The sequence below is a fragment of the Acidovorax sp. A79 genome (assembly GCF_041154505.1).
Classification (GTDB): domain Bacteria; phylum Pseudomonadota; class Gammaproteobacteria; order Burkholderiales; family Burkholderiaceae_C; genus Acidovorax.
The window spans coordinates 655,978-673,227 of sequence record NZ_AP028672.1 but is presented as its reverse complement, the minus strand read 5'-3'; the positions used below and the strand labels follow the sequence as shown (position 1 = coordinate 673,227).

Annotated in this window: 16 protein-coding genes; 7 read left to right on the top strand and 9 right to left on the bottom strand. The window is 69.6% G+C overall.

Annotated elements, in window-relative coordinates; translation table 11 throughout:
* Positions 1–38: 38 nt before the first annotated feature.
* Both ACAM51_RS03080 and ACAM51_RS03075 read right to left on the bottom strand, forming a co-directional pair.
* Positions 39–1,004, bottom strand: coding sequence for an ABC transporter substrate-binding protein (locus ACAM51_RS03080; RefSeq protein WP_369642702.1), 966 nt, complete (start codon positions 1,002–1,004; stop codon positions 39–41).
* A 77-nt stretch (positions 1,005–1,081) separates the two neighbouring features.
* Complete coding sequence (locus tag ACAM51_RS03075) at positions 1,082–2,536, bottom strand: aldehyde dehydrogenase family protein (RefSeq protein WP_369642701.1); 1,455 nt, start codon at positions 2,534–2,536, stop codon at positions 1,082–1,084.
* A 118-nt stretch (positions 2,537–2,654) separates the two neighbouring features.
* Here ACAM51_RS03075 and ACAM51_RS03070 point away from each other — a divergent pair, with 118 nt between their 5' ends.
* On the top strand, positions 2,655–3,617 hold the full coding sequence (locus ACAM51_RS03070; protein ID WP_218294635.1) for a LysR substrate-binding domain-containing protein: 963 nt from the start codon (positions 2,655–2,657) through the stop codon (positions 3,615–3,617).
* A gap of 175 nt (positions 3,618–3,792) precedes the next feature.
* On the opposite strand, the gene ACAM51_RS03065 is transcribed toward ACAM51_RS03070, so the two are convergent.
* Positions 3,793–4,590, bottom strand: coding sequence for an SDR family NAD(P)-dependent oxidoreductase (locus ACAM51_RS03065; RefSeq protein WP_369642700.1), 798 nt, complete (start codon positions 4,588–4,590; stop codon positions 3,793–3,795).
* Between the two features lie 131 nt (positions 4,591–4,721).
* Here ACAM51_RS03065 and ACAM51_RS03060 point away from each other — a divergent pair, with 131 nt between their 5' ends.
* The gene (locus ACAM51_RS03060; protein WP_369643916.1) at positions 4,722–5,654 is read left to right on the top strand and encodes an SMP-30/gluconolactonase/LRE family protein; all 933 of its coding nucleotides are present in this window, start codon (positions 4,722–4,724) and stop codon (positions 5,652–5,654) included.
* 22 nt (positions 5,655–5,676) lie between these two features.
* Positions 5,677–6,609, top strand: a complete 933-nt coding sequence (locus ACAM51_RS03055; protein ID WP_369642699.1) for an aldose 1-epimerase — start codon at positions 5,677–5,679, stop codon at positions 6,607–6,609.
* Positions 6,610–6,688: 79 nt separating this feature from the next.
* Here ACAM51_RS03055 and ACAM51_RS03050 read toward each other — a convergent pair whose 3' ends face one another.
* Both ACAM51_RS03050 and ACAM51_RS03045 read right to left on the bottom strand, forming a co-directional pair.
* Entirely contained in the window at positions 6,689–8,290 is a 1,602-nt protein-coding gene (locus tag ACAM51_RS03050) for a rhodanese homology domain-containing protein (RefSeq protein ID WP_369642698.1), read from the bottom strand.
* 26 nt (positions 8,291–8,316) lie between these two features.
* Entirely contained in the window at positions 8,317–8,985 is a 669-nt protein-coding gene (locus ACAM51_RS03045; RefSeq protein WP_369642697.1) for a cysteine dioxygenase, read from the bottom strand.
* 204 nt (positions 8,986–9,189) lie between these two features.
* Between ACAM51_RS03045 and ACAM51_RS03040 the strand changes: the two genes are divergently transcribed.
* The 4 genes from ACAM51_RS03040 (at position 9,190) to ACAM51_RS03025 (ending at position 13,469) form a co-directional block, all read left to right on the top strand.
* Entirely contained in the window at positions 9,190–10,215 is a 1,026-nt protein-coding gene (locus ACAM51_RS03040) for an ABC transporter substrate-binding protein (protein WP_369642696.1), read from the top strand.
* Positions 10,216–10,407: 192 nt separating this feature from the next.
* Positions 10,408–11,493 carry an ABC transporter permease gene (locus ACAM51_RS03035; protein ID WP_218294641.1) on the top strand — a complete coding sequence of 362 codons (1,086 nt, stop codon included), beginning with the start codon at positions 10,408–10,410 and terminating at the stop codon, positions 11,491–11,493.
* Positions 11,487–12,290, top strand: a complete 804-nt coding sequence (locus ACAM51_RS03030) for an ABC transporter ATP-binding protein (protein ID WP_369642695.1) — start codon at positions 11,487–11,489, stop codon at positions 12,288–12,290. Before ACAM51_RS03035 ends, ACAM51_RS03030 begins: the two co-directional genes overlap by 7 nt.
* Before the next feature lie 9 nt (positions 12,291–12,299).
* The gene (locus ACAM51_RS03025; protein ID WP_369642694.1) at positions 12,300–13,469 is read left to right on the top strand and encodes a cytochrome c; all 1,170 of its coding nucleotides are present in this window, start codon (positions 12,300–12,302) and stop codon (positions 13,467–13,469) included.
* Positions 13,470–13,590: 121 nt separating this feature from the next.
* Here the strand turns inward: ACAM51_RS03025 and ACAM51_RS03020 are convergent, their stop codons facing one another.
* From ACAM51_RS03020 to ACAM51_RS03005, 4 genes are all read right to left on the bottom strand, one after another.
* Entirely contained in the window at positions 13,591–13,980 is a 390-nt protein-coding gene (locus ACAM51_RS03020) for a VOC family protein (RefSeq protein WP_218294644.1), read from the bottom strand.
* A 184-nt stretch (positions 13,981–14,164) separates the two neighbouring features.
* Entirely contained in the window at positions 14,165–14,533 is a 369-nt protein-coding gene (locus tag ACAM51_RS03015) for a hypothetical protein (RefSeq protein ID WP_218294645.1), read from the bottom strand.
* Between the two features lie 308 nt (positions 14,534–14,841).
* Positions 14,842–15,834, bottom strand: coding sequence for a Bug family tripartite tricarboxylate transporter substrate binding protein (locus tag ACAM51_RS03010; RefSeq protein ID WP_369642693.1), 993 nt, complete (start codon positions 15,832–15,834; stop codon positions 14,842–14,844).
* Between the two features lie 129 nt (positions 15,835–15,963).
* Positions 15,964–17,181, bottom strand: coding sequence for an acyl-CoA dehydrogenase family protein (locus ACAM51_RS03005; RefSeq protein WP_369642692.1), 1,218 nt, complete (start codon positions 17,179–17,181; stop codon positions 15,964–15,966).
* Between the last annotated feature and the right edge of the window lie 69 nt (positions 17,182–17,250).

The following is a 17,250-nucleotide window of genomic DNA, read 5'->3' as shown; positions in this document are numbered from 1 at the left end:
GCCATGCTGCCGGCTTGGCGCCGGCAGCAGCGGCATCATCAGTACTTGCGTTTCGGGAACTCGGCGGCGGCCACTTCCATCGGGAAGATGCCTTCCTCGGTCACGATGCGCTTTTGCACCGCCTTGCCGGCCTTGATGTCCTTCACGGCCGTCATCAGCTGCGGGCCCAGCAGGGGGCTGCATTCCACGCTCACGTTGAGCTTGCCGGCGATCATGGCCTCGAAGGCGCCCTTGACCGCGTCGATGGAGATGATGGTGATGTCCTTGGCGGGCTTGAGGCCGGCTTCCTCGATGGCCTGGATCGCGCCGATGGCCATGTCGTCGTTGTGTGCGTAGAGCACGTTGATCTTCTTGCCCTCGGCCTTGAGGAAGGCTTCCATCACCTCCTTGCCCTTGGCGCGCGTGAAGTCACCGGTCTGCGAGCGCAGGATCTTGAACTTGGGGTCGGCCTTGACGATTTCCTCGAAGCCCTTCTTGCGGTCGATGGCCGGGGCCGAGCCCACGGTGCCCTGCAGCTCGACGATGTTGATGTCGCCCTTCTGGTCCTTCATCTTGTCCACCAGCCAGCGGCCGGCCTTGCGGCCTTCTTCCACGAAGTCCGAGCCCATGAAGGTCACGTACAGTGACTGGTCCTTGACGTTGACCGAGCGGTCGGTCAGCACCACCGGGATCTTGGCGGCCTTGGCTTCGCGCAGCACGTTCTCCCAGCCCGATTCGACCACGGGTGAGAAGGCGATCACGTCCACCTTCTGGGCGATGAAGGAGCGGATGGCCTTGATCTGGTTCTCCTGCTTTTGCTGGGCGTCGGAGAACTTGAGCTCGATGCCGGCCTCCTTGGCGGCGGACTTGATCGATTCGGTGTTGGCGGTGCGCCATTCGCTCTCGGCACCCACCTGGCTGAAGCCCAGCACGATGGGTTTCTGGGCCCAGGCGGCGCCCGGGAGCAGCCCGGCCACGGGGGCGCAGGCCAGGGCGGATACGAGGGTCCGGCGGTTCAGTTTCATCATTTGTCTCCTGTCTGTCTGTTGTTGACGCTGTTGTGGAAGAAAGAAATGCACTGCGGGAAAGGAAAGCGGGCGATTCAGGCGAGCATGTAGCCGGTCTTCACGGTGGTGTAGAACTCTGCGGCGTGGCGGCCCTGCTCGCGCGGGCCATGGCTCGACTCCTTGCGCCCGCCGAAGGGCACGTGGAAGTCCACGCCCGCCGTGGGCAGGTTGACCATGGTCATGCCGACCACGGCGTTGCGCTTGAAATGCATGGCGTGCCTGAGCGAGGTGGTGCAGATGCCCGCGCACAGGCCGTAGGGCGTGTCGTTGGCGAGGGCCAGCGCATGCTCGTAGTCGTCGGCGCGCAGCACGCAGGCCACGGGGCCGAAGATCTCCTCGCGCGCAATGCGGTGCTCGGGCTTGGCCAGGAACAGCGCCGGGGCCATGTAGTGCCCAGGCGTGGCGCGTTCGAGCCGCTCGCCGCCCCAGACATGCTCGGCGCCCTCGCTGCGAGCGATCTCCACATAAGAGAGGTTCTGCTCCAGCTGGCCGGCATCGGCCACCGGGCCCATCTCGGTGCCGCGCTCCAGCGCGTGGCCTACCTTGAGGGCCGTGAGCCGCTGGCGCAGCCGGTCCACGAAGGCATCGTGCACGCTGGCTTCGACGATCAGCCGGCTCGATGCCGTGCAGCGCTGGCCGGTGGAAAAGTACGAGCCCTGCAGCGCGCAGTCGATGGCCTGGTCCATGTCGGCATCGGCCAGCACCACCAGCGGGTTCTTGCCGCCCATCTCCAGCTGCACCTTGGCTCGGCGTGCCGTGGCCGACTTGAGGATACGGTCTCCGGTATCGACCGATCCCGTAAAGCTGATCGCATTCACCAGGGGGTGGTCCACCAGCGTCTGCCCGACCTCGCGGCCACTGCCCATGAGCAGGTTGAACACGCCGGCCGGCAGGCCGCAGCGGCTGATGATTTCGGCCAGGGCCCAGCCGCAGGCGGCCACCAGTTCGGCGGGCTTGAACACCACCGTGTTGCCATAGGCCAGGGCGGGGGCGATCTTCCAGGCCGGGATCGCGAACGGGAAGTTCCAGGGCGCGATGATGCCGACCACGCCCACGGGCTCGCGGGTCACGTCCACCTGCACGCCCTGGCGCACCGACGCCATGAGCTCGCCCGGGATGCGCAGCGCCTCGCCGGCAAAGAACTTGAAGATCTGGCCGGCGCGGGCCACCTCGGCCACGGCCTCGGGCAGGGTCTTGCCTTCCTCTCGGGCCAGCAGCGTGCCCAGCGCGTCCTTGCGCGCCAGCAGTTCGCTGCCGATCAGGTCGAGCACGTCGGCGCGGCGCTGGGGGCTGCTCTGGCTCCAGTGGGGCAGGGCGTCGGCGGCGGCGCGGATGGCGCGTTCGGTCTGGTTGCGGTCGGCCCGGGCGTATTCGGCCACCACCTCACGGGTGTCCGACGGGTTGGTGCTCACCCCGGTGGTGGTGCCGATCTCCCAGCGCCCATTGATGAGGTGCCGGGGGGTGAGCTGCTGTGTGTCGCCGAGTTTCATGGGAACCTGGGAAAGAACCTTGGTGCGGATGTGCGGCAAAGTCTAAGATCGATTTAGATATCAATCTAATAGTTTTTTTGACAAAATACATATACGTCCACGCATTCTGGAAAACCCCATGAGCACCTACAACCACTGGTTCATCCGCGCACGCCTGAAGACGCGCCAGCTGCTCTTGCTGGTGGCCCTGGCCGAGGAGGGCAACATCCACCGCGCGGCCCAGGTGCTCAGCATGACCCAGCCGGCGGCCTCCAAGCTGCTCAAGGACCTGGAGGATGTGCTGGAGGTTTCGTTGTTCGAGCGCCTGCCGCGCGGCATGCGCCCCACCTGGTATGGCGAGACCATGATCCGCCACGCACGCATGGCGCTGGCCAGCCTGAACCAGGCCCATGTGGAGCTGGCGGCGCTCAAGACCGGGCACTTCGGCCAGGTGGGCATCGGGGCCATCACCTCGCCGGGCCTGAGCCTGCTGCCCGCCGCCGTGGCCCTGGTCAAGCAGGAGCACCCGAGCCTGCGCATCTCGCTCGATATCGAGACCAGCCCGGTGCTGATGGACCGGCTCGAGCAGGGCAAGCTCGACATCCTGGTGGGCCGGCTGTTCGAGGAGCACGACAAGGCCAACCTGCGCTACGAGCCGCTGAGCGAGGAACTGGTCTGCGCCATGACCCGCCCGGGCCACCCCCTGCTGGGTGTGCCGGGCCTGGCCCTGCGCGACGTGCTGGCCGCGGGCTGGATCGTGCCGCCCGCGGGCAGCGTGCTGCGGCACCGCTTCGACCTGATGTTCCAGCAGGAGGGGCTGGCGCCGCCGGTCAACGTGGTGGAGACCGCGGCCTTGCTGTTCATGACGCGCATGCTGCAGCAAAGCGACATGATCGCGGTGGTGGGGGCCGACGTGGCGCACTACTACGCATCGCACGGCATGGTGTCGATCCTGCCGCTGGCCATGCCCTGCCACATGGACGCCTTTGGCATCATCACCCGCAGCGACCGCCTGCTGTCGCCCGCGGCCAAGGTCATGATGAAAGCGCTCAAGCAGACCAGCCTGGTGCAGTACGGGCGCCGGCTGGAAGCGGGAGACTGAGCGTGCTTCCCTGTCGGAGCTTGTGCTTGTCGGTGCCGCTCGATACTGGCGCGGCATAGGCCAGGACCGCCGCGCAAGGGCCGCCCCGCCGCGCTGGCGGTGTCCCCCTTCCCGAATGGCGCAGCCATTCGAGAGAAGGGGGAAGGCGCGAAGCGACTCAGGGGGATGGTCCGAATCACACCCAGCCGGCGTCGACCTTGAATTCCTGCGCCGTGCACATCGCGGCATCGTCGGACGCCAGGAACAGCACCATGCGCGCGATGTCGTGCGGGCGCAGCTTGTCGGGCAGGCACTGGTTGCGCGCCAGTTCCTTCTCGCCCTCGGCGTCGAGCCAGAGCTTGATCTGGCGCTCGGTCATCACCCAGCCGGGCGACACGGTGTTGATGCGGATGCGGTCCTGGCCCAGGGTGCGCGCCAGGCCCCGCGTGAGCCCGTTCACCGACGACTTGGCAATGGCATAGCAGGGGTAGCCCGCGCCCTTGCCCTGCCAGCCCGTGGAGCCCAGGTTGACCACCGAGCCCGCGCCCAGGCGGCGCATGCCGGGCACCACGGCCTGGATGGCGAAGAAGGCCGGGCGCTCGTTGATGGCCATGCGCTCGTCGTAGTAGTCGGGCGTCACGGATTCCAGCGTGTGGCGGTCGTCGCTGGCCACGTTGTTGACCAGCACCGAGAAGTCGCCCTGGGCGGCGGCGGCCTCGGCGATGGCCGCCTGCAGCGCGGCGACGTCGCGCACGTCGCACACCTGCCACCAGGGTCGGGCATGGCCCGCGTCGGCGATCTGCTGGGCCAGCGCCTCGCTGGCTTCGCGCGCCACGTCCACGAAGGCCACGCGCGCACCCTGTTCGGCGAACGCCGCGACGATGGCCGCGCCGATGCCGCTGCCCCCGCCCGTGACGAAGACCGATCGGCCTTGCAGGCTGGGAAAGTGGGCGAGCGTGGCGGGCTGGGAGGGGATATGGATAGCAGTTGTCATTGCAATTTGTATATCAAAAAATTCCAAAAATAATCATTCCATGCATCAATTGACGTTGATAAGATGCCCGGCGTCAAGAGGCAGGCAGCTAAACAACAAACAGGAGACAAGCTTTGAGCAACCAGAGTCCCATGGCAGCGGCCGCTGCGCCGTCGCGATTTCCCGTCCCCACCCTCACGGCGCCCCTGCGCTGCGTGGTCCAATCCGATGCGCAGCTGGGGGAGGGGCTTGTATGGTCCGTGCGTGAGCAGGTGGTGTATTGGCTGGACATCCTGGGCTGCCGCCTGTACCGGTGGGACCCGGCCACGGGGGAGCGCGGGCAGTGGCGCTTCGACGAAGAGATCTCGGCCCTGGCCGAGCGCCGGGACGCGCCCGGCCTCATCATCACCCTGCGGCGCGGCTTCGCGCTATTCGACCCGGCCACCGACAGCGCCCCGCGCTACCTGCACCAGCCCGCGGCCGAGCTGCCGGGCAACCGCTTCAATGACGGCAAGTGCGACGCGCAGGGCCGCTTCTGGGGCGGCAGCATGGACTTTGATTGCCAGCTGCCCACTGGCGCGCTCTACCGCTACGACCCCGACGGCCGCTGCACGCGCCATGACGAGGGCTTTGTGGTGACCAACGGGCCCACCTGGGCCAGGGCCGAGGGCCGCGAGTGCCTGTACTTCAACGATACGCTCAGCTCCATCACCTGGCGCTACGACTTCGATGCGGCCGCAGGCACCGTGTCGCACAAGCAGGTGTGGAAACGCTTCAGTGCCGAGGACGGCCTGCCCGACGGCATGACCACCGACGCCCTGGGCCGCCTCTGGATCGCCCACTGGGGCGGCCACTGCGTGACCTGCCACGACCCCGAGACGGCCGAGGAACTGGGCCGTGTGGTGCTGCCCGCGAGCCAGGTCACCACCTGCGCCTTTGGGGGCGCGGACCTGCGCACGCTGTTCATCACCACCGCGCGGGTCGGCCTCACGCCCGCGCAGCTCGCTGCACAGCCGCTGGCCGGCAGCGTGTTTGCCATCGAGATCGACAGCCCCGGCGTGCCCGCCCATCTGTTCGGTGGCTGACCTCCTTCATGAAAGCACGTGCATGAACGATTCCACCACCCACCCCATCACCTGGTTGAGCCACGCGGGCCAGCACCTGGGGCTGGTCCCCTCGCTGGGCGGCAGCGTGGCCGCCTGGCAGATCGACGCCCCCGGGCAGCCCGGCGGCCGGATCGACCTCTGGCGCCCCTGGGACGGGGCCACGCACGATCTGTACAAGATGGCCTCTTTCGCCATGGTGCCCTGGTCCAACCGCATCAGCGGCGGCGGCTTCACGCACGCCGGGCGGTTCCATCCCGTGCGGCCCAACCGCGCTGGTGAGCCGTACCCCATCCACGGCGATGGCTGGCTGCAGCCCTGGGAGATGACCCAGCCCGCGCCCGACACGCTGCAGATGACGCTGCGCTCGCAAGGCTTTGACGGCAACCCGTACGACTATGAGTGCGTGCAGACCTTTCGCCTCGTGGAGGGCGGCCTGGACCAGGGCGTGCGGGTGCAGCACCGTGGTGCCCAGCCGCTGCCCTATGGCCTGGGGCTGCACCCCTGGTTTCCGCGCACGCCGGGCACGCGCATCAGCGCGCCGGTGGGGGCCGTCTGGCTCAGCGGGGCCGACCCGCTGCCCACGGAGCTGACGGCCCGGTTCCCGCCAGGCTGGAACCTGAATGAAGGCATCTCCGCCCACGGCAGCCTGATCGACAACGCCTACACCGGCTGGGGCGGCACGGCGCGCATCGAATGGCCGGAGCGGGGGCTGCAGCTCACCGCGCACATGCCCGACTTCGCGCAGGATGGCGGCGCGGCGGGGCACTTCTGCCTCATCTACCGCCCGCCGCAGGGGCCCGCGTTCTGCTTCGAGCCCATCACCCAGCCCATTGACGCCTTTCACCAGCCTGGGCAGCCCGGCCTGCGCACGCTGGCACAGGGGCAGACGCTGGCGCTGAACGTGCAGTGGCGCCACGGCCGCCTGGATGGCTGAGAATCAACATGAAAAATGGCTCCAGCGCTTTTGGAAAAAGCGCTGGCAGCTATGAAATGTGGAGCGCCTGGTGGCCTGGTCACAGCACCTTGAAGCCGTGCGTGCCATCGCGCCCCAGCTGCTCCACCAGGCCGAACTCCCAGTCCAGGTAGGCCTGCATGGCTTCGCGCGGGCTCTCGGTGCCTTCATAGGGGCGGCGGTAGCGGTCGATGCGGGGCGAGGCCAGGCGTGTCTCGCCATGTTCCAGCGGCAGGCCGGCCGCGATCCAGGCCAGGGTGCCGCCTTCGAGCACATGCACCGGGGCGCCCGTGAGGCGGGCCAGGTCCTGCGCGGCATAGCGGGCCAGCAGGCTGCTGCCGCAGGTGAGCACATAGCGCTGCGCGCGCGGGATGGACTGCACGGCCTGCGCGAGCTGTGAGCGGATCACGAACCACGCGCCGGGGATGTGGCGCAGCGTGTAGTTGGCGCTGGTGGTCAGGTCCAGCACGGCCGTGTGGTCGGCGCCGCCGTCTTGCAGCCAGGCCGCCAGCTGGGCGGGGGTGGCCCAGGCGATGGGGCCTTTGGGTTCGGGCACGGTGTTGGCCACGGCGCCGGTCTCGCTGAAATCTGCCGGCTGCGCGCCGTCGAGCACCCACACCTCCCAGCCCATCTGGGCCAGCCACGATGCGCTCATGTTGGCGCGCACGCCGTCGTCGTCCACCAGCACCAGGCGCGCGCCGCGCACGGCGGCCGTGTGGTCGGTCTCCTGCACCAGCTGGCCGCCGGGGGTGTTGCGAAAGCCCGGCAGGTGGCCGGCCGCGAACTCCTCGGGCGTGCGCACGTCCAGCAGGTAGGTGGTGCGGCCGGCCTCGGCCACGAAGCGCGCCAGGTCTCCGGCCTGGGCGCGCTGCACGCGGGCCCGGTCGGCCACGTTGCGCGCCTGTTGCGGTGCCTGATTGCGGTCGATGTGCACGGCGGGGTCGAAGCGTCGGCTGGCGCCGCGTTCCAGCGTCTGCCCGGCCAGCAGCCAGCCGATGGTGCCGTTGCGCAGCGCGGCCACGGGGTTGGGGATGCCCGCGTTCACCAGCGACTGCGTGCCGATGATGCTGCGCGTGCGGCCCGCGCAGTTCACGATGATCTGCGTGGCCGGGTTGGGCGCGAGCGCCTGCGCGCGCAGCACCAGCTCGGCGCCGGGCACGCTCACGCCGGTGGGGATGTTCATGGTGTGGTACTCGTCGTAGCGGCGCGCGTCCAGTACCACCACGTCGGCCCGGGCGTCGATGAGCGCCTGCACTTCCTCGGCCGCCAGCGAGGGCGTGTGGCGCTCGGCCTCCACCAGCTCGCCGAAGGACTTGCTGGGCACGTTCACGTCGATGAACAGCTCGCCCCCGGCATCGCGCCAGCCCTGCAGGCCGCGCGCCAGCAGGGTCAGACGGGTGTAGCCCAGCTGCTGGAGCGTGCGTGCCGCGGGTTCGGCCAGGCCCTCGCCATCGTCGTAGACCACGATGAGGGTGTCGCGGCGGGGAATGCGCGCGAAGGCCTCCAGCTCGATCTTGCTGGCCGGCAGGTTGGCGGCGAACAGCGGGTGGCCCTGGGCAAACGGGTCTTCCTCGCGCACGTCGAGCAAGGCGATTTCCTGGCGGGCGAGCAGAGCCTCGCGAACCTGGTGGAACGAAGTCTGGGGCAGGGCGGGAGCGGTCATGGTCTTGGTGTTGGGTCGGATCGGCTTCAGGCAGCCGGTGCAGGGTTTTTGGACAAGTCCCAGAGGTTGGGCAGGGTGCTGTTGCTGTAGCCCGAGATGAACGGCTTGCGCGTGCCGTCCTCCAGGTACACGCTGCGCTGCACCGCGCCAATGTTGGCGCCGTACACGTGGATGCTGATGGAGGTGTGGTCCTCCCACGCGTTGCTTACACGGTGCACATCGCCTATGGCGGGGTCGTTGGGCGAGACGGCCTCCACCTGGCCCGGCTGCAGCCGCACGGGCGCGCCCTGCGGTGCCCAGCGGCCGTCGGGCGTGCGGGCATAGGCCTGCGAATCCTCGGCGCCGCGCAGCATGCCGATCAGGCCCCACACGGTGTGGTCATGAATGGGCGTGGCCTGGCCGGGGCCCCACACAAAACTCACGACCGAAAAGCGCCCCAGCGCATCGGCATGCAGCAGGTACTGCTGGTAGCGCTCGGGGTGGGGCTGGGCATAGGCGTCGGGCAGCCAGTCGTCGTGGGCCACCAGTGCGCCCAGCAGCGTGGCGCCCTGGGCCAGGGTGTCGGGCTCGGGCAGGCGCTGCTCCACCAGCGCGGCCAGCTGCTGCACAAAGTGGCGCAGGCGGGCAGTGTGGGGGGCGCCCTGCGGCGCGGAGGGGGACGTGGTTGGGGTCGATGGGTTGGGCAATGCACTCATGCCCGGTATTGCACCAGCGCCCGGGCTGCCCGTGTGTTGCGTGTTTTGCATATGCATCCCTGTTTTTCTTCGTTCTGTTGCGAGGCGTCTTTCAGTTCAATGCCAATCCATCGTAACGGCGGTGCGGACCGGCTCGCAGGCATCCACAGGAATTCACGGGCAATCGCAGCGCCGATCAGGATTTGACAACCAAAAGGGCACAACATGAGCAAGCTTCAAAACCAAGGTGGGGTGGGAGGGCGCTGGACGCGCCGGCAGCTGTTGCAGACAGCGGGCGCGGCCAGCGTGGTGGGGGCGTCGAGTGTGGTGGGCAGCCACGTGCTGGCCGCCGGCAAGCTGCGCGAGGTGAAGCTGGCGTGGAACGCCAATGCCATCTGCCTGTCGGCCGCCCCGGTGGCGATCGAGCGTGGCATCTTCGAAAAGCACGGCCTCAAGGTCGAGCTGGTCAACTTCGCCGGTTCCACCGACCAGCTGCTGGAGACCATCGCCACCTCCAAGGCCGACGCCGGCCTGGGCATGGTGCACCGCTGGATCAAGCCGCTGGAGTCGGGCTTCGACGTGAAACTGGTGGGCAGCTCGCACGGCGGCTGCTCGCGCCTGGTGGGCTACGAAGCGGCGGGCGTGACCAGCCTGCAAAAGCTCAAGGGCAAGACCATTGCCGTGTCGGACCTCAACAGCCCGGGCAAGAACTTCTTCTCGGTGCTGCTCACCAAGGCCGGCCTGAACCCCGAAAAGGACGTGACATGGCGCCAGTTCCCCGGCGACATGCTGGGCCTGGCCGTGGAAAAGGGCGAGGCCCAGGCCATTGCCGACGGCGACCCCAACCTGCTGCTGATCCAGCGCCGCACCAAGGGTCTGGTGGACCTGGCCTCCAACCTCTCGGGCGAGTACGCGGCCAAGACCTGCTGCGTGCTCGGCGTGAGCGGCGCCCTGGTACGCAACGACAAGGGCACGGCCGCGGCCCTCACGCGCGCCATCATCGAGGCCTCGGACTTCGTGGCCGACAACCCGAACGAGACGGCGCGCATCTTCAGCCCTTACTCCAAGGTGCCGCAGGACGACCTGCGCGCCGTGCTGGGCACGCTCACGCACCGCAGCCACCCCGTGGGCACGGCCCTGCGCCAGGAGATCGAGTTCTACGCGCGCGACTTCAAGCTGGTGGGGGTGCTCAAGCCCTCCACCGATCCCGCACGTTTCGCCGCCCACGTGCATGCCGACGTGCTGGCCTGAAGTGACGCATTCCCTGAGTCGCTTCGCGCCTTCACCCCTCTCTCGCATTGCCGCGCAATGCGGGAGGAGGACGCCCCCAGCTCGGCGCGGTGCGGTGGCCCTTGCGCGGGCGCACTGGCTGTGGGCGCGCCAGTTTCACGGGTTGTGGGCGATGCGTATCGCCACACGAACTGACATTCACCGGAGTTTGCCATGAGCACCGTTGCCGACCATATCCTGCCAGCGCCCAATTCCGTGGCCGAGGCGCCCCGGGCGCGGCGCCCCGCGGCGCCGCCCGCGAGGGTGGCCGCGCCCGCCGCATTCGGCGCGGCCCGGCCCATTCCCGCCTTCTGGCGGACGGGCCTGTTGGCCGCCGCCGCCTGGGCGGCGCTGGGCCTGCTGACCTACCTGTGGCCCAACAAGCCGGCAGGCTTCAGCGAGTGGGCGTTCACCGAAGAATTCGCCATCGGTGCCGGTGCCGTGGCAGTGCTTCTGGCGGTGCTGGCGTTCGTTGCGGGCGCGCTGGGGCCCGTGGGCCACAAGGTGCGGCGGACCGGCCCCTGGCTGGTGGCCATCGCCGCCGGCCTCACGGTGTGGGAGGTGTTCACCGCCAAGCTGGGCACCTTGCCGCCCCCGTTCTTCGCACCGCCGCAAAGCCTGGTGGAGGTCTACGCCACCGACTGGGCGCGCCTGCTGGAAAGCGCGGGCGCATCGGTCCGCCTGCTGGGGCTGGGCATCGCCATCGGCGCGGCGGCGGGTTTCACCACGGGCGTGCTCATCGGCTGGTCGCGCCAGGCCAGCTACTGGATCCACCCGGTGCTGCGCATCCTGGGCCCCGTGCCCACCACGGCGCTGCTGCCGGTGAGCTTCTACTTCTTTCCGTCCAGCTGGTCGACGGCGATCTTCCTGATCGCGCTGGGCACGGCCTTCCCGGTCGCCATCCTCACCTGGTCGGGCGTGGCGGGCGTGCACAAGAACTACTACGACGTGGCGCGCACCATGGGCGCGTCCCCCTGGTTCCTGGTGCTGCGCGTGGCCATCCCGGCGGCGCTGCCGCAGGTCTTCGTGGGCCTGTTCATGGGCCTGGGCGCGGCGTTCTCCACCCTCGTGGTGGCCGAGATGCTGGGCGTGAAGGCGGGCCTGGGCTGGTACCTGACCTGGGCCCAGGGCTGGGCGGCGTACCCCAACATGTACGCCGCGCTGATCGTGATGGCGCTGCTGTTCTCGGGCGTGATCACCTTGCTGTTCGTGCTGCGCGACCGGGTGCTGTCGTGGCAGAAGGGGGTGGTGAAATGGTGAGCACCGCGACCGCCTCTGAAGCGGGTGTGGGAGCCAAGGTGACGGGCGCACGCATCGACGTGCGCAATGTCAGCCACTGGTTCGACCTGCCCGCCGGCCCGCTGCACGTGATCGACGAGCTGGACCTGTCCATCGCCCCCGGCGAGTTCGTGGCCCTGCTCGGGCCCAGCGGCTGCGGCAAGAGCACGCTGCTGCGCCTGGTGGCGGGGCTGGAGCCCGCGACCACGGGCGAGCTGCTGCAGGACGGCGCGCCCATCACCGACCCCGATCCCTCGCGCATCGTGGTCTTCCAGGACCCCACGCTGTTTCCCTGGCGCACCGTGTGGGACAACGTGGCCCTGGGCCTGCAGGCGCGCGGCATCCTGCGCCAGCAGCGCCACCGGGTGGACGAAGCGCTGCGCCTGGTCGGCCTGCAGGACTTTGCCAAGGCCTTCCCGCACCAGCTGTCGGGCGGCATGGCGCAGCGCGTGGCATTGGCCCGCGCGTTGGTCAACGACCCGAGCCTCCTGGTGCTCGACGAGCCGCTGGGCAAGCTCGACTCGCTCACGCGCCTGACCATGCAGACCGAGCTCGTGGACCTGTGGCAGCGCACGGGCTTCTCGGCCCTGCTGGTCACGCACGATGTGGAAGAGGCGCTCTTCATGGCCCAGCGCGTGGTGGTGTTCTCCGACCGGCCCGCGCGCATCCAGCAGGTGCTGGTGAACGATTTGCCCTACCCGCGCCACCGCGGCGACCCGCGCCTTGCGGCCCTGCGCCACGAGGCCCTGGCGTTGCTGGGCCTGGGCGCGAGCTGGTAGGCCAGCGGGTTGTCGCCGGATCTGCTGAACGGCCTGCTCGAAGGCCTGCTCGCCGCGCAGCAGGGCCTGCGCGCGGTGCTGCATGCGCTGGGCCTGGCGCCGGAAGTCCATGGCCAGCCCGCATGGCCGTGGGGGCACCGCATCGCGGCCGAGATGCTGGCGGTGGACGCGGGCCACGCGCGGCAGGTGCTGCTGTCCCTGCTGTGCGCGGGGGCCGCGCTGCTGGCCCTGGCGGTGTCGCTGCCCTTCCAGCGCGCTCGTCTGTGGCTGATCGCCTTGGCGGCCGCATTGCTGGTGTTTGCCCCCTGGCCCCAGGCACACCTGCTGCTCGCGCCCGCCGTGCCCACCAGCCTGCACCAGTCGCCCACCGGTTTCGCTGCCGGGGGCATCGTGCGCGGCCAGGCTGTCTACCAGCAGCACTGCGTGCGCTGCCACGGCGCCGATGGCCGGGGCGAAGGCCCCGATGCCCCGCAGCTGGCCCAGTGGCCGCCCAACCTGAACGGCGCGCTGCTGTGGAAGCGGCTCGACGGCGAGCTGTTCTGGCGTGTGCGCGAAGGCATGCACAACCGCGCCGGCGTGCAGACCATGCCGGGCGTGGGCAGCGCGCTGCGCGACGAAGAGATCTGGGACGTGCTGGACTACCTGCAGGCCCGTGCCGCAGGGCAGATGCTGCGCGAGGCCGGCACCTGGGACCGGCCCGTGCGCCTGCCCGGCATGGCCGTGGAGTGCCGCCATGGCCGGGCCCGCCAGAGCCGGGACCTGGTGGGCCAGCGCGTGCGTGTGGCCGTGGCGGGCCCGGGCGTGCCGCTGGTGGCCGATGACCCGCGCCTGGTCACCCTGGTGGCGGGCGCCTTGCCGGCGGGCGCCGATGCCGAGTGCCAGCCGCAGGGCGATCCGCAGCACAAACGCGCCGTGGAGCAGGCGCTGGCCCTGGTGCTGGGCGTGTCTGCCGCCGAACTGCCGGGCTACCAGCTGATCGTGGACCGCGCGGGCTGGCTGCGTGCGCGGGGCCAGCCCGGCAAGGCCGCGTGGTCCGAGGACGACCTGGTCTGCCGGGCCACCGCCGCGCCCGCGCCGCCGGTCGGGGCCGCCACGGCGCCGGTGGATGGCCTGCAGGCGCTCATACGCCGCATGGACGCCGAGCCGGTGCGCCTTGTGCGAGGAGGCTTTCCCCACTGAGCACCGGGCCTTGGGCCGCCGTGGGGCCAGGGCCCGTAAATGAATGAAAATGGCTTTCAGCGCCGCTGGACAAGCGCTGATAGCTATCAATGAGATAGCATTTCGCCCCGGCCTCGGTGGCTCACGCTCCCGGCTGGACCAGGTTGATGAGATTGCCGCACGTGTCCTCGAACAGCACCGCCTTGATGGGCCCCATGGCCAGGGGCGTGCCACGGAACGCCACGCCCCGCTCCGAAAGCCTGCGGAACTCCGCATCGATGTCATGGGTCATGAACGCGGTGGCCGGAATACCCGCCTCGAACAAGGCCTTCTGGTAGACCCGCGCGGGCGCGAAGGCCATGGGCTCCAGCACCAGCTCGACGCCCGTGGCGCCTTCCGGCGATGTCACGGTGAGCCAGCGGAAGGTGCCCATGGGAATGTCATGCTTCTTCTCGAAGCCAAGTACCGTGGTGTAGAAGTGCAGGGCGTGGTCCTGGTCTTCGACGAACAGGCTGGAGAGCGTGATTTGCATGGGTTCTTCCTCGCGGTTTTCGTGGGGGGAGGGGCTGCCGGGCCGGAACCGCCCTGGATTCCGGCGGCCTGTGGGCAGGATTCTCCACGGTACGGCTTCGCGCCGCCACCGCGCCACCCGAAGCACAAAAGCCCGCGGGTGCGGGCTTTGTACACGGAATGGCGCTCCACGGGCGGCGAGAAAGCTAGGGCTTCTCTATGTATCCCGGCTCGGCGGCCTCGTCCGCGGGCTCCTTGGGCGCTTCGGGTTCGACCACCTGGCCCACGGCCGCGCCGCCGAGGGCGCCGGCAATGGCGCCTGCCGTGCCGCCCACGAACACGCCCACGGGCCCGGCCACCGCCACGCCCACGGCCGCGCCGGCGGCGGCTCCGGCCATCATGCCGCCCCCCATCAGGGCGGATTTGGACTCGCGCTCGGATTCACTCGGGCTCAGGGTATGTTGCGCGGCGGGGTCGGGGTCCTGCGAGGGGACGCCGTGGCCGGGCACGGCCTGTGCGGCCAGGTCGGGGTCGATGGGTTTTTCCTCGGCCACGGGATTCGAGAGGGTGTTCATGGGGCTCTCCTTGTCGTGTTGCGGGCAGGCGAGCAATGTCACTCGCTGCATTCATTCTTGGACGGGGCGGGCGCGCTGCCCGCCATCCAAGGAATCGGCCGCCTGTCGGACAAATGCCCGTGGCGCGGGCCTGCTTGACGGGGGGCAAGGAGCGGGCGGCCCCGGGGCCGGCCCGTGGCGCAAGGGTGCGAACGCGCGGTGGCCGCGCCGCAGCCAGGGTTTGGGTATGAAAAGTGCCGCTGCCGACCATCCATCCAGCGGTAGTTGCTATAAAAGGAGAAGCGTTGGCGAGAAACGGCCGGCCGCCGCTACATCGGCTCCAGCCGCGCCCTCTTCATCATGGTTTCCGTGAACGCTATTTCCTTGCCGAAAGCGCGTGTGAAGGCCTCGCTGTCCTGCACGAAGACCTGGCCGCCCTGTTCTTCCAGCGCGCTCACGACGGCGGGCTGCCTGAGCGCGGCATCGAGGGCGGCGCGCACGCGCGCGACGATGGCGTCGGGCGTGCCGGTGGGCACCGAGACACCGCCCCACGACGTCAGCTCCACGCCGGGCACCTGCAGCTCCGCCAGCGTGGGCACGCCCGGCAGCTTGGGGTTGCGCCGGGGGCCGGTCACGGCCAGGGCCCGCAATTTTCCAGCCTGGATGTTGGCGTACGCCACCGAGGTGATGGGGGCGCCGAAAGTCACCTGCTGGCCCATCACGGCATTCACGATCTCCGAGGCGCCCTTGTAGGGCACGTGGGTGGCTTCGGCCTGGGCCACGCTCAGCAGCATCTCCACCCCCAGGTGCGACGGGGTGCCGATGCCGCCCGACGCGTAGTCGATCTTGCCCGGCTGGGCGCGCATGCGGGTGAGCAGTTGCTCCAGCGTGCGGATGTCGGAGCTCGCGTGCACGATCACCGTGGTGTCGGAACTGGTGAGCCCGATCACGTGGCGGAAGTCCTTGAGCACGTCATACCCGGGCGCCTTGTACATGCGCATGCTGGCCGCCATGGGCGAGCCCGAGTAGATCCAGGTGTAGCCGTCCGGCGCGGCCTTGGCCACCTGCCGCGCGCCCAGGTTGCCGCCCACGCCGCCACGGTTCTCGATGACCACGGGCTGGCCCAGTTCCTTGGACACGGCCTCGGCCACGATGCGGGCCGTGGTGTCGGGCCCCGTGCCGGCCAGATAGGGCACCACCCACTTGATGGCGCGGCGGGGCCAGGGGGCGGAGGCCAGGGCGGGCGGGCCCGCCAGCAGCGGCAGCAGGCTGGCGGCCAGCAGGGCGCGGCGGCGCGGGGAGGATGGGGAATGGGTTGTCATGTCTTGTCTCCTTGTGATTGTCGGGTGGGTGCGCTCGCGCACTGGGGCACCGTTGTGGCGGTATGGCGGACCGGAGCAACTGGCCTGGCCCGGGCCGGGGCCTGCGCGCCGCAGCGGCGGCGCAGCCGCTCAGGGGGCTGCCAGCAATTCCTTGGCGATGGTGTTGCGCTGGATCTCGCTCGTGCCCGTGAGCACCCGGTACATGCGCAGCATGCGGAACAGGAATTCCACGCGCCGGCCCTGCACGATGCCTTCGCCGCCGTGGATCTGCACCGCTCGGTCGGCAATGCGGAACGCCGCTTCCGAGCAGAACAGCTTGGCCATCGCTGCCTGCGCGCGCGGATCGCCGCCCGCGTCGATCTGCCGGGCGGTGGCCAGCATCAGCCCGCGCGCGGCGGCCCAGTCGGTCGCCATGTCGGCCAGCATGTGCTGAATGGCCTGGAACTGCCCGATGGCGCGGCCGAACTGCTGGCGCTGCTGCGCGTAGTCGCGCGCATCGCGCAGCGCCACCTGGGCCAGGCCCAGCATGGCGGGGCAGTGCAGTAGCCGGTTCACGGTGATGCGGCCCAGCGCCAGCGCCAGGCCCCGGCCCGGCTCGCCGATGAGGTGGGTGGCCGGCACGCGCGCGCCGTCCAGGGCGATGTTGCCCGTGCTCGTCTGGCCCGCCATGGTCTTGTAGCCCGCCTGCACGCGCACGCCGGGCGCATGCAGGTCCACGAAGAACGCGGACACCTCGCGCTGCGCCGGATCGGTGGCGGTGGAGGCCATCAGCACCGCATAGTCGGCAAAGGGCGAGCCCGAGATGAAGCGCTTCTCGCCGGTGAGCACGTAGTGGTCGCCATCCTTCACGGCGTGGGTCTGCACGTTGCCCGCATCCGAGCCCGCCTCGGCCTCGGTCAGCGCAAAGCAGATCGCCATGTCGGCCTGCGCCACGGGCAGGATGAAGTTCTGCAGCTGGAACGGCGTGGCGACGCGCGCCAGCGCGCCCACGCGCGGCGGGCCGCTCAGCTCGCCGAACACATGCGGCGCGAAGGGCGAGCCGCTGGCATAGATCGCTTCCTTCACGAGCACATGGTCCAGCACCGACAGGCCCAGGCCGCCCATCTGCGGAGGCAGCGTCATGCCGTAGAAGCCCAGCGCGTGCGAACGTTTCCACACCTGGCGCAGCAGCGCCTTGCCGGGGCTGTTCTCGTGGTCGATGCCATGCTCGCGCGCCAGCGCGGCCAGCTCGCCGTGCAGGTACTCGTTGATGCGGGTGATCAGCTCGGCCGCCTGCGGCGAGCCTTCGAACGGCACGCCCGGAAACAGTGGCGCGGGGATGGGGGAGGTGATGTCGTGGTTGTTCATGTCGAGATTCCTTGTCGGTTGTGGTGCCGACTGGATGTGGAAACTGGCGCGGCCCGGTGCCGCGGACGC

Coding starts and splice junctions, on each gene's coding strand:
- ACAM51_RS03020 (WP_218294644.1), bottom strand. CDS start 13,980: ATGCAAATCACGCTCTCCAGCCTGTTCGTCGAAGACCAGGACCACGCC.
- ACAM51_RS03015 (WP_218294645.1), bottom strand. CDS start 14,533: ATGAACACCCTCTCGAATCCCGTGGCCGAGGAAAAACCCATCGACCCC.
- ACAM51_RS03065 (WP_369642700.1), bottom strand. CDS start 4,590: ATGACAACTGCTATCCATATCCCCTCCCAGCCCGCCACGCTCGCCCAC.
- ACAM51_RS03010 (WP_369642693.1), bottom strand. CDS start 15,834: ATGACAACCCATTCCCCATCCTCCCCGCGCCGCCGCGCCCTGCTGGCC.
- ACAM51_RS03055 (WP_369642699.1), top strand. CDS start 5,677: ATGAACGATTCCACCACCCACCCCATCACCTGGTTGAGCCACGCGGGC.
- ACAM51_RS03040 (WP_369642696.1), top strand. CDS start 9,190: ATGAGCAAGCTTCAAAACCAAGGTGGGGTGGGAGGGCGCTGGACGCGC.
- ACAM51_RS03030 (WP_369642695.1), top strand. CDS start 11,487: ATGGTGAGCACCGCGACCGCCTCTGAAGCGGGTGTGGGAGCCAAGGTG.
- ACAM51_RS03050 (WP_369642698.1), bottom strand. CDS start 8,290: ATGACCGCTCCCGCCCTGCCCCAGACTTCGTTCCACCAGGTTCGCGAG.
- ACAM51_RS03035 (WP_218294641.1), top strand. CDS start 10,408: ATGAGCACCGTTGCCGACCATATCCTGCCAGCGCCCAATTCCGTGGCC.
- ACAM51_RS03075 (WP_369642701.1), bottom strand. CDS start 2,536: ATGAAACTCGGCGACACACAGCAGCTCACCCCCCGGCACCTCATCAAT.
- ACAM51_RS03080 (WP_369642702.1), bottom strand. CDS start 1,004: ATGAAACTGAACCGCCGGACCCTCGTATCCGCCCTGGCCTGCGCCCCC.
- ACAM51_RS03070 (WP_218294635.1), top strand. CDS start 2,655: ATGAGCACCTACAACCACTGGTTCATCCGCGCACGCCTGAAGACGCGC.
- ACAM51_RS03060 (WP_369643916.1), top strand. CDS start 4,722: ATGGCAGCGGCCGCTGCGCCGTCGCGATTTCCCGTCCCCACCCTCACG.
- ACAM51_RS03045 (WP_369642697.1), bottom strand. CDS start 8,985: ATGAGTGCATTGCCCAACCCATCGACCCCAACCACGTCCCCCTCCGCG.
- ACAM51_RS03005 (WP_369642692.1), bottom strand. CDS start 17,181: ATGAACAACCACGACATCACCTCCCCCATCCCCGCGCCACTGTTTCCG.